Genomic DNA, 13,102 nt, shown 5'->3' with positions numbered 1-13,102 from the left:
CCTCCCCCTTCAACCAGCAAGGCCAATCACCATGTCATTCCGCGAAATACTCGATGCGGCCGCGATGGAGCCCCTCGTGCGTGCACCTGGGCACCCCACCGTCGACCTGAGCAGGAACCCCGACGCCACCGACGCCTACAAGGCCCTGAAGGGCCGGATGCACCTCAAGCTGCTCGAGAAGTTCGACCTCGCGGCCTTGGAGACCCTGCCGCCCGAGTCGTTGCGGCAGGAGATCTCGGCCATGGTGGGGCGACTGCTGCTGGAGGACCAGACCGCCACCAACGAGATCGAGCGCCGGATGCTGATCCGCGACATCCAGCACGAGATGCTGGGCTTCGGTCCGATCGAGCTGCTGATGGCCGACCCCACGGTGTCCGACATCCTGGTCAACTCCTACGAACAGATCTACGTGGAGCGCAAGGGGCGGCTGGAGCTGACCAACGTCAGCTTTACCGACGAGAAGCACCTGCTGCGGATCATCGACAAGATCGTCTCGCTGGTCGGCCGTCGGATCGACGAATCCAGCCCCATGGTGGACGCCCGGCTGCCCGACGGCTCGCGCGTCAATGCCGTGATTCCGCCCGTCGCGCTGGACGGACCCATGATGTCGATTCGGCGCTTCGCCCACATCCCGCTGCGGATGCAGAACCTGGTCGAAGACCTGAAGAGCCTGACGCCGCAGATGGCGCAGATGGTGGAAGGCCTGGCCAAGTCCAAGATCAACATTCTCATCTCCGGCGGGACGGGCGCAGGCAAGACCACGCTGCTGAACATCATGTCCGGCTACATCCCGGAGACCGAGCGCATCGTGACCATCGAGGACGCAGCCGAGCTCCAACTGCAGCAGCCCCATGTGATCCGCATGGAGACGCGGCCGGTCAACATCGAGGGCAAGGGAGAGATCACGCAGCGCGCGCTGGTGCGCAACGCCCTGCGCATGCGGCCGGACCGCATCGTGATCGGCGAGGTGCGCGGCGCCGAGGCCTTCGACATGCTGCAGGCCATGAACACCGGCCACGAAGGCTCGTTCACCACCATCCATGCCAACACGCCGCGTGATGCGCTGGCCCGGTTGGAAAACATGATCGGCATGGCCAATCTCAACCTGCCGCACAAGGCCGCCCGCCAGCAGATTGCCTCGGCCATCACGGTGGTGATCCAGGGGCTGCGCCTGATCGACGGCCGGCGCAAGATCACCAGCATCCAGGAGATCACCGGCATGGAGGGCGACGTCATCACCATGCAGGAGATCTTCGCCTTCAAGCAGACCGGCGTGGGCGCCGACGGCAAGGTGCAGGGCTATTTCCACGCAACCGGCGTGAGGCCGAAGTTCGCCGAGCGGCTGCGCTCATTCGGCTTCGTGCTGCCGGATGCCATGTTCGATTCATCCAAGCACTACGAATAGGGAGCAGAGGCCATGTTGAATGACATCGGGGGCAATACCTTCCTGATCATCGCCGTGCTCGTGTTCGTGGCCGTGCTCCTGCTGCTCGAGGGCCTCTATCTGATCTGGCGCAGCTACAAGGGACCCGAAGCCAGGCAGATCGAGAAGCGGCTGCGCGCACTATCGGCCTCCAGCGACTCGACCGCGCAGGCGCAGGTGCTGAAACAGCGCATGCTGAGCGACGTGCCTGTGCTCGAGCGGCTGCTGCTGAGCTTTCCGCGAGCTCATCACCTCGATCGCTTCATCCTCCAGGCGGGGCTGGAATGGACCGTGTCCAGGCTGCTGCTCTCCTGCGCCGCCTTCGGCGTGGCCGGCTTCCTGGCGGTCGTCGGGCTTCTCCACCAGACTCCCTTGCTGGGCCTCGTCGCGGCTGCGCTGTTCGGTGTCGTGCCCCTGTTGTGGGTGCAGTTCATGCGCAGCCGGCGCCTGGCCCGACTCGAGCAGCAGTTGCCCGAGGCGCTCGACCTGGTGGTTCGGGCATTGCGCTCCGGCCATTCCTTTCCCTCGGGTCTGCAGATGATCAGCGAGGAAATGGCCGAACCCATCGCCAATGAGTTCAGCATCGTGAGCGACGAGGTCAACTTCGGCGTGTCGCTGCCGCAGGCGCTGACGAACCTGAGCGAGCGCATCCCGCTGACCGACCTGCGCTACTTCGTGGTGGCCGTGATGATCCAGCGAGATTCGGGCGGCAACCTGACCGAGGTGCTGAGCAACCTGAGCGGGCTCATCCGCGAGCGCCTGAAGCTGATGTCCAAGGTCAAGGTCCTTTCTTCGGAAGGACGCCTGTCGGCCTGGATCCTCCTCCTGATGCCCTTCGGCCTGGCAGCCGTCATGAACTTCACGAACCCGAAGTTCATGTCCACGCTGTGGACGGACCCGATCGGCATCACCGTGGTCAAGTACATGCTCGGCCTGATGGCGATCGGCGTCCTGATCATGAGGAAGATCGTCAGGATCCGGGTGTAAAGGAGAAAGATCATGCTGTTGTTTCCCGTGCTCGTCTTCGTTTCCGTGACCTTCGGGCTTGTGGGCCTGTTCATCTGGCTGGCGCCCAGCAGGACGGGGCAGCGCCTGCAGGCGATGACCGACACACCCAAGCATTCGCAATGGCAGGAAACGGTCGTAAAGATCGTCGGCCCCTTCGCCCAGCTGTCGTCGCCCACCGGGGATGCCGATGCCACGCCGCTGCGGCTCAAGTTCCTCAATGCCGGCATCCGGCACGAGGACGCGCACCTCGTGTACTTCGGACTCAAGTCGCTGCTGCCGCTGGCCTTGGCGGGGGGCACGGCACTGGCGTTGCGGGCAGGGGGATCAGCCGCCGACCTGAACTTCGTGCTGTACCTGGCCGTGGCAGCGTTGACGGGCTGCTACCTGCCCAACCTCGCCCTCCAATGGACGATCAGGCGCCGTCAGCGCGAGATCTTCGAGAACTTTCCCGATGCGGCCGACCTGATGCTGGTCTGCGTCGAGGCGGGCCTGGGCCTGGATGCGGGGCTCGCGAAGGTCACCGAAGAGATCAAGATGAAGAGCACCGAGCTGGCGCAGGAACTGCACTGGACCAACCTGGAGATGAGGGCCGGGAGCACGCGGGAGAAGGCGCTGCGCAACCTGGCGCTGCGCACGGGCGTGGAGGAAATCGGCACCTTCGCCACCATGCTGGTGCAGGCCGACAGGTTCGGAACGAGCATCGGCGATTCGCTCCGGGTGTTCTCCGAAGACCTGCGGCACAAGCGGCAGATGCGTGCGGAAGGACTCGCCGCCAAGGTGCCCACGAAGATGCTGTTCCCGCTGGTCGTGTGCATCTTCCCCTGTATCTCGATGGTCATCCTGACGCCCGCCGCGATCCAGATCATCCGGACCATCGTGCCGATGCTGAGTGGCAGGGGCTAGTTCCTGCCCCGAGGCGATGTACCAATTTTCGAGAAAGGTCGGCAATATGGAATCCACGATCGACGCCCACGCGGAAGCACCCGCGGTGCGAACCTGGGGCATTTCGTGGCCTCTTGCCGTTTGCGCATCCGCGTTCGTGGGGTCGACTGCGTACGGGTCGGGTCTGATGCTGCGAGATGCGGACACCTACTGGCACCTCGCAGCCGCCCGCTGGATGGTGGAGCACGGGAGCGTACCGACCGTCGACACCTTCTCGCATTCGATGCCCGGCGCGCCTTGGACGGCCTTCGAGTGGCTGTCCGAACTCGTGATGCTGGGCGCCCATCAGCTGGCCGGCTGGGGCGGACTGATCGCTCTGTCAGCCGCCTGCTTCGGCTTCGTGCTTGCGTTGCTGATGCGATTCCTGTTGGCCCGCATGGAGCCGGTCCACGCGCTGCTCTTCACCGGGCTTGCCGCCGGCATGATGATGACGCATCTGCTTGCGCGGCCCCACGTGATGGCCTGGGCGCTGCTGGCGCTATGGATATCGGGACTGGTGAACGCAGCGGAGGCGCGCCGCAGGCCACCATGGTGGCTGCTCGGCATCATGGTGCTGTGGGCCAACATGCACGGCAGCTTTCTGCTCGGCCTGGTGCTCGGCTTCGGCATGGCGCTGGAGGCGGTGCTCGCGCATCCCCGCGGAACGCGCATGGTGGCGGCCAAGCCATGGATGCTGTTCGTCGTGCTCTCTTTGGGCGCGGCGTTGCTGACGCCCAGCGGCTGGGGGGTGCTCGTGCATGCGATCCACATCGTGCGGATGAAGACCGCGCTCGCCATCATCGATGAGTGGGTGTCGCCGAATTTCCAACAGGGGAGTCCTCTGGAGCTGTGGCTGCTCCTGGTGTTGGCACTCGCGCTCAGCGGCCGGGTGCGCTTGCCGTGGCTGCGCCTGGTCCTGGTACTTGGACTCGTGCACCTGGCGCTGAAGCACCAGCGAAACATCGCGATGCTGGGACTCGTTTCACCGTTCCTGGTCGCGACCCCGTTTGCACGGCAGTGGTATGCATCGGGGAACCCGAACCGTGACGCGCAAGCGCTCGACCGCTGGTTCCTCGCCCTGGCTGCGCCGGCACGGCCGGCGGCCGTTGCCGTGTGCGTGGCTGCCACGGCATTGTTCGCTGCAGCATCGATGCATCTGCGCCCTCCGGCACCGGCGCCGATGATCACGCCCAGGGCCGCGATCGATGCCGCGGTGGCCGCTGGCGCCAAGGGGCCCGTTTTGAACGATTACGTGTTCGGCGGCTTTCTGATTCACGAAGGCGTCCCGGTGTTCATCGACGGGCGCGCGGACATTTATGGCGACGCGTTCCTCGAGAAGGTGGTGGATGCTCTCAGACTCAGGGATCGCAAGCTGTTCGTCGAATTTCTGAACGAGTACAGGTTCGGGTGGACCTTGCTCACTCCCGGAACACTCGCGAACTCAGTGCTCGACGAACTGCCAGGCTGGCGCAGGGTCTATGCAGACGAGACGGCTGTCGTGCATGTGCGTGTCGACACGGTACCGGCGCGCTAATCCACTTCTACGAGGACTTGTTTGTCAAGCCGTCGTGAGGTGACCCGTGGACTAGGCGAGCGCGTCGAGGTAGCGCCAGAGCGCGCTCGGGTAGTCCCACATAGTCCACCCGCACCGCCCATTTCAATGATTCGGCGGTCTAGGACAAGGGCTTGCCCAGCTGGTGCCTCACCGCATAGACATACAACTCCAGCCGATTCGTCACTTCGAGCTTCTGATAGATCGACGTCAAATGGTTGCGCAGCGTGTGCTCGGTAATGAAGAGCTGGTTCGCCAGCGCCTTGTTCGAAGCACCGCTGCCCTGAACCACGGCGACGATGATCTTTCGCTCCTTGCATGTCAGGGCGGCCTGTTTCTCCGCTTCGGGATCGCTTCGGGGGCTTTGCCTGGTTGCCATGAATTCCGAGAACACCCGGGTCATCGTCTCGGCATCCATGCAGAGCTCGCCACTGTGGACCCGTTCGATCGCCCGCAGCACCTGCTCGGCCGAGGCATCCTTGCGCAACACGCCGCGGGCGCCTTGCAGAACGGCCATGTCCAAGGTCTTCTGCTCACGTTCGCCGGTCAGGATGAGGGCGCGCGATGCGCAGTTCGACAGCAGGCCGGGCAGGATGTCCAGTGCGCTCTTGCCGTCGAGGTCGAGGTCCAGAAGGATGACGTCGGGCGTCAGCTGCCCGACCTGCTCCATCGCTTCCTCGCAGTTCCTGGCCGTGCCCACCACCTGCATGCGCGGCTTCTCGCCGTCGATCAGCTTGGACAGGCCCCACAGCATGGTCTGGTGATCGTCCACCACCATGACGCCGATCGGTTTTGCCGTTGGTTGCATCTTCCACCTCCTACATTGGTATTTCGACGTGCACTGATATGGCACCGCCGGTGCCCCGCTGGACACTCGCGTTGCCGCCCAGCGCGCTGGCCCGCTCGCAGATCGAGCGCGGCAGGAACTCGATCGAATGCGATTCATCCGCCTCGTTCTCGATCTCCACTCTCAGCAAGCCGTCGGCGCAGGCCAACCTGACGGCGCCGCAGTGTGCGAGGGTGTGCTTGCAGATGTTGTTCAGGCCCTCGCGGACGATCTGCGAGATCTCCGCGGCCATACGGTCGTTCACGTTCAGCTCGCCTTCGACGCAGACCGCGATGTCGATGCCGTAGAAGTCGTGCACCTGAGCCGCCTGCTGGCGCAGCGCCATCAGCACTGCTTGTTCCGATCGATCCAGCCCATCCCGCACCGCGCCCGCATACCGGCGCAAGTCTCCGATGACCTTCGCCGCCATATCCGACAGCCGGTCCAGATCCTCGACCAGCGGGTTGTCGGCACTCGCCTTGTTGCGCAGCGCGCTGAGGCCCATCTTCAACCCGATGTACGGTTGCACGGCGGTGTCATGCAGGTCCAGCGCGATCTTCTGGCGCTCTTGCGACGCGGCGTCCGAGGCCATGCGGTCGAGCAGCTCGATGTTCTCGACCACCGGAAAGGCCTGCGCGACCACGTGGCCCAGGAACAGCGCATCGGCGCGGTGGAACACGCCGCACCGGGAGAGGACGAACAGGCGGCCTTCGCTCTTGCGCAGCTTGACGGGCACGCTGATGAAGGCGCCCGCCTCCAGCAGCTCCGCCAGGCCGTCGCAGGCCGGGTGGGTTTCCTTCGTCCATCGCCCCTTCTCCCCATCGTAGGTTGCTGCGCCGGCGAAGATCGGCAGGCGAGGCCAGCGAGCGCGGCGATAGATCACCGGGCGAAGCGGCGCGACCGCCAGCAGCAGCGCTGCCAGTTCCGGGGCGATCCGCTCGGCTTGGGGAGAGCGCTGCACGCCGTCGTGCCGGATGGTGCGCAGCGAGCAGGCGCCGGACTCCTTGTCTCGCACGACCAGCAGGCAGCTGCTGCTTTCCAGGAAGAAGCGCTGGATTTTTTCCAGGATGCCCGTAACGGTGTGGTCGACCCCGAAGCGCGGGTTCGACAGCCGGCTGACGGCGCGCAGCAGTGCCAACCTCCGCTTGAGCTCCAGCTTCGTGCGGCCCCAGTAAATGATCATGTAGCCCAGCGCCAGCAGGAAGGTGGCGCGCAGCAACAGGCGGGGCAGGTCCCCCTCGGTCACCGACCCCACGCCGCAGGCCGCGAACAGGGCGACCGAGGCCAGGGTCACGCGGGCGCCTTCCTCCAGGCCCCAGCGGAAGGAGGAGGTGAGGATGGCAAAAAAGAAGAACAGGAAGAAGGAGCTGTGGACGCCGTCCGTGAGCAGCACGATCAACCCATACCAGCAGACATCCAGCCAGTGGATCACCCGGCTTTGCGAGAGCGGCGCCTCCAGCTCCGAGTAGACGTACACCACCAAGCTGTGCAGGACGTAGCCGCAGAAGAGCAGCCAGGTAGATCCGCCCACGCCCCGCAGGCTGGCGGGGTCGACGAACACCGCGAGCAAAGCGGAGATGGAGAGAACCAGCCGCATCCGCGCCACCATGCGGGTGTCGGCAGCGTCCGCCGCCAGGCTCGTATCGATCTCGTTCTTGTTGTCCTGCCCCGCTACCCGCATCCGCCGTCTCCTCGCGGCGTTTTTAGCGCCGCGTATCCATGTGAAAAGATCACATGCAGGTTACTACTTTCGTAAGCAGATGTGTACGCGATCCGTACGGGAGCCTGATTGGAGGGACTACTTCGTGTGAAAGATCACGCGCCGGGCGGGCTGCGTCAGGGCCGGATCAGCCCAGCCATCAGGCCGATCACCTCTCGGAACATCGCCGGCCCGCTCGAAGCCGCCAGGTCCAGCACGTGGCTGCGGCTGTAGTAGGGGCTCAGGTCCAGACCCACGCCGATGGCCGCAATGCCGATGCGGCCGGCCTGCTCGCGCCCCGCCACCACGTCCTGCAGATGGTGGTCGAGGTAGTGCGCGTCGTTGGCGAGGTTCGTGGCGCTGTCCATCGGCGAGCCGTCGGAGAGCACCAGCAACAGCTTGCGTTCCTCGGCGCGCGCCTCGAGGCGTCGGCAGGCCCAGTCCACCGCTTCGCCGTCGATGCCTTCGCGGAACAGGTCGGCCTTGAGCAGGGCGGCGATCGCCGGGCGCGCGCGGCGCCAGGGCGTCTCGGCGCTCTTGAAGACCAGGTGGCAGCGCTCGTTGAGGCGTCCCGGGTGCGCCGGCCGGCCGGCGCGCAGCCAGTCGCGCTGCGCCCGCCCGCCGTTCCAGGCGCCGGTGGTAAAGCCCAGGATCTCGCTGGCCACGCCGGCCTGCTCCAGCGCGCGCGCCAGCACGTCGGCCAGCATCGCCACCGATTCGGCATGCGCCTTCATCGAACCCGAGCAGTCGATGAGAAGACTCACGACGCAGTCGGCCACCGGCTCCAGGCGTTCCGTGCGGAACAGCCGCCGCTCGGTGGGGGAGGCGACCAGCTGGGCCAGGCGGCGGCCGTCGATGTGGCCTTCCTCCTGCGCGCCGTCCCAGCCTTCGCGCTGCGGCTCGGCCAGCAGGGCGCGCAGCTCGCGCGCGAGCCGGGCGATGTTGATGCCCTGCGCAGCCACGCGCCGGTCCAGCGTCTCGCGCAGCTCGGCCAGCAGTTCCCTGCGCACCAGCGAGGCGGCCTCGTGCTCGCGGTCGTAGGCATTGGTGAAGACGCGGTAGCCAACGCCTTCGCCCTCCAGCAGCGCGCTGCGGCCCGAGTCGGCGGTGGCGAAGCGCTCGACGATCTCGCGGTCCATGTCGGCGACCAGGCTGAAGACGCTGCGCTTGTCGTCGGGCTCGGCGTCGGGGTCGTCCTGGCCTTCCTCGCCCTCGCCGGCGGCATGCAGCATCGCAGCGACGGTGCATGCGATGGCGCGCGCATGCACCGCATAGGCGGCCTGGTCCGCACGCTCGCGGCGCAAGCCCGCGAGCGCATGTCCGATCAGCGGGGAGAGCGCGAAGCGGGTGGCTTCCAGCATGTCCTCGGTCTCTTCCACCACCTGCTGGCCGGTCACGCGCGCGCGGCAGATCTGCGCAACGGCATAGAGCAGCAGCCCGCGCGCGGTATCGGTCAGGCCGCCATGGTGAAAGGACAGGGACCACTGCTCATGGCGATGCCGCAGGTTGCGCTGCATGCCCGGCATGGCCTCGGGTGCGAGCGACTCCACGCGAAACTGCTCCAGCATCTCGAACAGCATGCGCTCGACCGGCTCCTCGGGGCGCAGGCGCTCGTGCAGCGCGGCGTCCGATGCGCGCAGGCGCAGCGCAAGCCCGTCCGCCGCGCCGCGGAAGGAGGCGAAGTCGTCGCTCTCCGGCGAGGGATGCAGGTGCGGTGCATACCAGGGCAGGGGCTGGCGGCCGCGGTGCAGGCGACGGCCGCGGAAATGCAGGTCGCCCTCGCCGCTGAAGGCGCGCACCAGCCCTGCGCAGAGCTCATCGACCTGCTGCGCGTGCCGGACTTTCTGTTGCGCGTCGGTCACGGCGCGAGCCTCAGGAGCCCGACAGCTGGTGCGATTCCTTCAGCTCCAGGTCGAAGCAGCGCTGGAAGTACTCCGCCACCAGCGGCCGCTCGGCCTCGTCGCACTTGTTGACGAAGGAGAGGCGGAAGGCCAGCGCCGGGTCGCGGAAGATCTCCACGTTCTCGGCCCAGGTGATCACCGTGCGCGGCGACATCAGCGTCGACAGGTCGCCGGCCGCGAAGCCCTTGCGCGTGAGATCGGCCACCGCCACCATCGCGCGCACCCGGTCGTGGCCGGCCTCGCTCTGCATCGAGGGCACGCGCGCCTGCACGATCGCGATCTCTTCCTCGGCGGGCAGGTAGTCGAGCGAGGCGACGATGTTCCAGCGGTCGATCTGCGCATGGTTGAGCCGCTGCGCGCCGTGGTAGAGGCCGTTGAGGTTGCCCAACCCCACGGTGTTGGCGGTGGCGAACAGGCGGAAGGAGGGGTGCGGGTGCAGCACCCGGTTCTGGTCCATCAGCGTGAACTTGCCATCGCGCTCCAAAATGCGCTGGATCACGAACATCACGTCGGGCCGGCCCGCGTCGTACTCGTCGAAGATCAGCGCCACCGGCCGCTGCAGCGCCCAGGGCACGATGCCTTCCTGGAACTCCGTCACCTGCTGGCCCTCGCGCAGCACCACCGCGTCCTTGCCCACCAGATCGAGGCGGTTGATGTGCCCGTCGAGGTTGAGCCGCACGCAGGGCCAGTTCAGCCGCGCTGCCACCTGCTCGATGTGGGTCGACTTGCCGGTGCCGTGCAGGCCCTGCACCATCACGCGGCGGTCGCGCATGAAGCCGGCGAGGATGGCCAGCGTCACGTCGGGGTTGAAGCGGTAGACCGCGTCGATCTCGGGCACGTGGTCGTCGCGCTCGGCGAAGGCGGGCGCCATCAGGTCGCTGTCGATGCCGAAGACCTCGCGCACGCTCAGCAGGCGCTCGGGTTTGAGGGAGGCGATGTCGGTCATGTCGGTGCTTTCGTCAGGCCTGTGCCCGGTCTTCGCCCTCGGTGTCGGCATCGATGCGCGACAGCGCGAGCGCGGCGCGCTGCAGCGCGGGCAGCAGCTTCTTCGCCTTCTCGGCATCGAGGCGCATCACTGGCGCCTGCACCGCGATGCACAGGTTGGAAGGGCCGCTCTCGTTGGGCACCAGGGCGGCGATGCACAGCAGCCCGGGCAGGAACTCCTCGTTGTCGAAGGCATAGCCGTCCTTGCGCACCCGCTGCACCTCGTGCTCCAGCGCATCGAGCCCGGTCAGCGTCTTGGGCGTGTAGGCCTCCAGCTTGGCGTTGGCCAGCAGGCGCCGGCGCTGCGCCGGGCTCATCTGCGCCAGGAAGACCTTGCCGCTCGCCGAGCAATGCACCGGCACGCGCGAGCCCGGATGCAGGTAGAAGCGCAGCGGCGCCGCAGTTTCCACGCGGTCCAGGTAGACCACCTCGCTGCCCGAGAGGGCGGTGAGGTTGCAGCTCTCGCCGATCTCTTCCACCAGCTGGCGCAGCACCGTGTGGCGCGCGCCGTGGTGGCTGTCGTTGAGCAGCAGGTTCTCCGCCAGCCGCCGCAGCCGCGTGCCGATGCCGTAGAGCCGGCTGTCGCCCGCGCGCTGCAGCAGGCCCGCGCTTTCGAGCTGCTGGAGCATGCGGTGCAGCGTGGGCTTGGGCAGGCCGGTGGCTTCCACCAGGTCCTGCAGCGCATAGCGCTGATCCTTGGCGGCGATCACCTCCAGCAGCGCGAACAGGCGCATCGTGGGCGTGTCGCCGTTGAGCTCGGCGGTCTCGGGGTTCAGGCCATTGACGACTTTCATGGCCCGGATCATAGTCTTTTCAACAAAAAACGGGACAAATCGTACCGATTTTTGGAATTCGGTTGACGCAGGCCAAACCGGGGCCTATATTCCGCCAACACGAATTCCGGAACCACTTGTTCCAACTTTCGAGAAACCCAGCGACCTTCGCCGACCCAAGGAGACCCTTCCATGAGCAAGCAACCCCCCGCCACGCCCGCCCGCACCCCCGTCACCGGCGTGCAGAAGATGACGCCCTCCGAGGCCTTCGTCGAGACCCTGGTCGCCAACGGCGTGACCGACATGTTCGGCATCATGGGCTCGGCCTTCATGGATGCGATGGACATCTTCGCGCCCGCCGGGATCCGCCTGATCCCGGTGGTGCACGAGCAGGGCGCCGGCCACATGGCCGACGGCTATGCGCGCGTCTCGGGCCGCCACGGGGTGGTGATCGGGCAGAACGGCCCCGGCATCAGCAACTGCGTGACCGCCATCGCGGCGGCCTACTGGGCGCACAGCCCGGTGGTGATCGTCACGCCCGAGACCGGCACCATGGGCATGGGCCTGGGCGGCTTCCAGGAGGCCAACCAGCTGCCGATGTTCCAGGAGTTCACCAAGTACCAGGGCCACGTGAACAACCCCAAGCGCATGGCCGAGTACACGGCGCGCTGCTTCGACCGCGCGATCTCCGAGATGGGCCCGACCCAGCTCAACATCCCGCGCGATTACTTCTACGGCGAGGTCGAGTGCGAGATCCCCAAGCCCATGCGCGTGGAGCGCGGCTCGGGCGGCGAGAACAGCCTGGCGGCGGCGGTCGAGCTGCTGGCCACGGCCAAATTCCCCGTCATCCTCTCGGGCGGCGGCGTGGTGATGGGCGATGCGGTCGAGGAATGCAAGGCCCTGGCCGAGCGCCTGGGCGCGCCGGTGGCCAACGGCTACCTGCGCAACGACTCCTTCCCGGCCAGCCATCCGCTGTGGGCCGGCCCGCTGGGCTACCAGGGCAGCAAGGCCGCGATGAAGCTGATGGCGCAGGCCGACGTGGTGCTCGCGCTGGGCTCGCGCATGGGCCCCTTCGGCACGCTGCCGCAGCACGGCATGGACTACTGGCCCAAGGAGGCCAAGATCATCCAGGTCGAGGCCGAGCACACCAACCTGGGCCTGGTGAAGAAGATCACCGTCGGCATCCACGGCGACGCCAAGGCCGTGGCCAAGGCGCTGCTCGCGCGCCTGGCGGACCGCAAGCTCGCCTGCGATGCCACCAAGGCCGAACGCGCCGCGAAGATCAAGGAAGAGAAGGCCGCCTGGGAGAAGGAGCTCGACGGCTGGACGCATGAGCGCGACCCCTACAGCCTCGACATGATCCAGGAGGCCGAGAAGGAAGGCGGCAAGTGGCTGCACCCGCGCCAGGTGCTGCGCGAGCTCGAGAAGGCGATGCCGCCGCGCGCCATGGTCTCCACCGACATCGGCAACATCAACGCGGTGGCCAACAGCTACCTGCGCTTCGAGGAGCCGAGGAGCTTCTTCGCGCCCATGAGCTTCGGCAACTGCGGCTACTCGCTGCCCACCATGATCGGCGCCAAGCTGGCCGCGCCCGACCGCCCCGCCATCGCCTACGCGGGCGACGGCGCCTGGGGCATGAGCATGGTCGAGATCATGACCTGCGTGCGCCACGACATCCCGGTCACGGCGGTGGTCTTCCACAACCGCCAGTGGGGCGCGGAGAAGAAGAACCAGGTCGACTTCTACAACCGCCGCTTCGTGGCCGGCGAGCTCGACAACCAGAGCTTCGCGGGCATCGCCAAGGCGATGGGCGCCGAGGGCATCGTGGTCGACCGGCTGGAGGACGTGGGCCCCGCGCTCAAGAAGGCGGTGGACATGCAGATGAACCAGGGCAAGACCACGGTGATCGAGGTCATGTGCACGCGCGAGCTGGGCGACCCGTTCCGCCGCGATGCGCTGGCCAAGCCCATCCGCCACCTCGATAAGTACAAAGACTTCGTTTGAGCACGGGCCGA

10 protein-coding genes are annotated in these 13,102 nt (G+C 66.7%); 5 read left to right on the top strand and 5 right to left on the bottom strand.

The annotated features are described in order from the left end of the window. The first annotated feature begins 31 nt into the window (after nt 1-31). Genes AC3A6X_RS08970 through AC3A6X_RS08955 form a run of 4 tightly spaced genes read left to right on the top strand, consistent with a single transcriptional unit; the run spans nt 32 to nt 4,886 of the window. Nucleotides 32-1,405 carry a TadA family conjugal transfer-associated ATPase gene (locus AC3A6X_RS08970; protein ID WP_487841871.1) on the top strand — a complete coding sequence of 458 codons (1,374 nt, stop codon included), beginning with the start codon at nt 32-34 and terminating at the stop codon, nt 1,403-1,405. A gap of 12 nt (nt 1,406-1,417) precedes the next feature. Next, a complete protein-coding gene (locus AC3A6X_RS08965) occupies nt 1,418-2,410 on the top strand; it encodes a type II secretion system F family protein (protein WP_487841870.1) in 993 nt (330 codons plus the stop codon). A 12-nt stretch (nt 2,411-2,422) separates the two neighbouring features. Continuing rightward, entirely contained in the window at nt 2,423-3,334 is a 912-nt protein-coding gene (locus AC3A6X_RS08960; RefSeq protein ID WP_487841869.1) for a type II secretion system F family protein, read from the top strand. Nucleotides 3,335-3,380: 46 nt separating this feature from the next. Continuing rightward, nucleotides 3,381-4,886, top strand: coding sequence for a hypothetical protein (locus tag AC3A6X_RS08955; protein WP_487841868.1), 1,506 nt, complete (start codon nt 3,381-3,383; stop codon nt 4,884-4,886). Between the two features lie 139 nt (nt 4,887-5,025). Here AC3A6X_RS08955 and AC3A6X_RS08950 read toward each other — a convergent pair whose 3' ends face one another. The 5 genes from AC3A6X_RS08950 to AC3A6X_RS08930 form a co-directional block, all read right to left on the bottom strand. Next, nucleotides 5,026-5,682, bottom strand: coding sequence for a response regulator (locus AC3A6X_RS08950; protein WP_487842417.1), 657 nt, complete (start codon nt 5,680-5,682; stop codon nt 5,026-5,028). A 40-nt stretch (nt 5,683-5,722) separates the two neighbouring features. Further along, entirely contained in the window at nt 5,723-7,411 is a 1,689-nt protein-coding gene (locus AC3A6X_RS08945; RefSeq protein ID WP_487841867.1) for a sensor histidine kinase, read from the bottom strand. A gap of 155 nt (nt 7,412-7,566) precedes the next feature. Next, on the bottom strand, nt 7,567-9,291 hold the full coding sequence (locus AC3A6X_RS08940; RefSeq protein ID WP_487841866.1) for a cobaltochelatase CobT-related protein: 1,725 nt from the start codon (nt 9,289-9,291) through the stop codon (nt 7,567-7,569). 10 nt (nt 9,292-9,301) lie between these two features. Beyond that, the gene (locus tag AC3A6X_RS08935; protein ID WP_487841865.1) at nt 9,302-10,276 is read right to left on the bottom strand and encodes an AAA family ATPase; all 975 of its coding nucleotides are present in this window, start codon (nt 10,274-10,276) and stop codon (nt 9,302-9,304) included. A 13-nt stretch (nt 10,277-10,289) separates the two neighbouring features. Continuing rightward, nucleotides 10,290-11,120, bottom strand: a complete 831-nt coding sequence (locus AC3A6X_RS08930; RefSeq protein WP_106559959.1) for an IclR family transcriptional regulator — start codon at nt 11,118-11,120, stop codon at nt 10,290-10,292. Nucleotides 11,121-11,279: 159 nt separating this feature from the next. On the opposite strand from AC3A6X_RS08930, the gene xsc reads away from it, so the two are divergent. Continuing rightward, nucleotides 11,280-13,091, top strand: coding sequence for a sulfoacetaldehyde acetyltransferase (gene xsc / locus AC3A6X_RS08925; RefSeq protein ID WP_106559960.1), 1,812 nt, complete (start codon nt 11,280-11,282; stop codon nt 13,089-13,091). Nucleotides 13,092-13,102: the final 11 nt, after the last annotated feature.

The organism is Variovorax sp. Soil_C_12, from assembly GCF_057657375.1.
This window is presented reverse-complemented; position numbering and strand designations above follow the sequence as displayed.

What these genes read in the sequence shown, in the direction of transcription:
- AC3A6X_RS08970 (WP_487841871.1), top strand. Translation starts at nt 32, where the DNA reads ATGTCATTCCGCGAAATACTCGATGCGGCCGCGATGGAGCCCCTCGTG.
- AC3A6X_RS08965 (WP_487841870.1), top strand. Translation starts at nt 1,418, where the DNA reads ATGTTGAATGACATCGGGGGCAATACCTTCCTGATCATCGCCGTGCTC.
- AC3A6X_RS08960 (WP_487841869.1), top strand. Translation starts at nt 2,423, where the DNA reads ATGCTGTTGTTTCCCGTGCTCGTCTTCGTTTCCGTGACCTTCGGGCTT.
- AC3A6X_RS08955 (WP_487841868.1), top strand. Translation starts at nt 3,381, where the DNA reads ATGGAATCCACGATCGACGCCCACGCGGAAGCACCCGCGGTGCGAACC.
- AC3A6X_RS08950 (WP_487842417.1), bottom strand. Translation starts at nt 5,682, where the DNA reads ATGGTGGTGGACGATCACCAGACCATGCTGTGGGGCCTGTCCAAGCTG.
- AC3A6X_RS08945 (WP_487841867.1), bottom strand. Translation starts at nt 7,411, where the DNA reads ATGCGGGTAGCGGGGCAGGACAACAAGAACGAGATCGATACGAGCCTG.
- AC3A6X_RS08935 (WP_487841865.1), bottom strand. Translation starts at nt 10,276, where the DNA reads ATGACCGACATCGCCTCCCTCAAACCCGAGCGCCTGCTGAGCGTGCGC.
- AC3A6X_RS08930 (WP_106559959.1), bottom strand. Translation starts at nt 11,120, where the DNA reads ATGATCCGGGCCATGAAAGTCGTCAATGGCCTGAACCCCGAGACCGCC.
- xsc (WP_106559960.1), top strand. Translation starts at nt 11,280, where the DNA reads ATGAGCAAGCAACCCCCCGCCACGCCCGCCCGCACCCCCGTCACCGGC.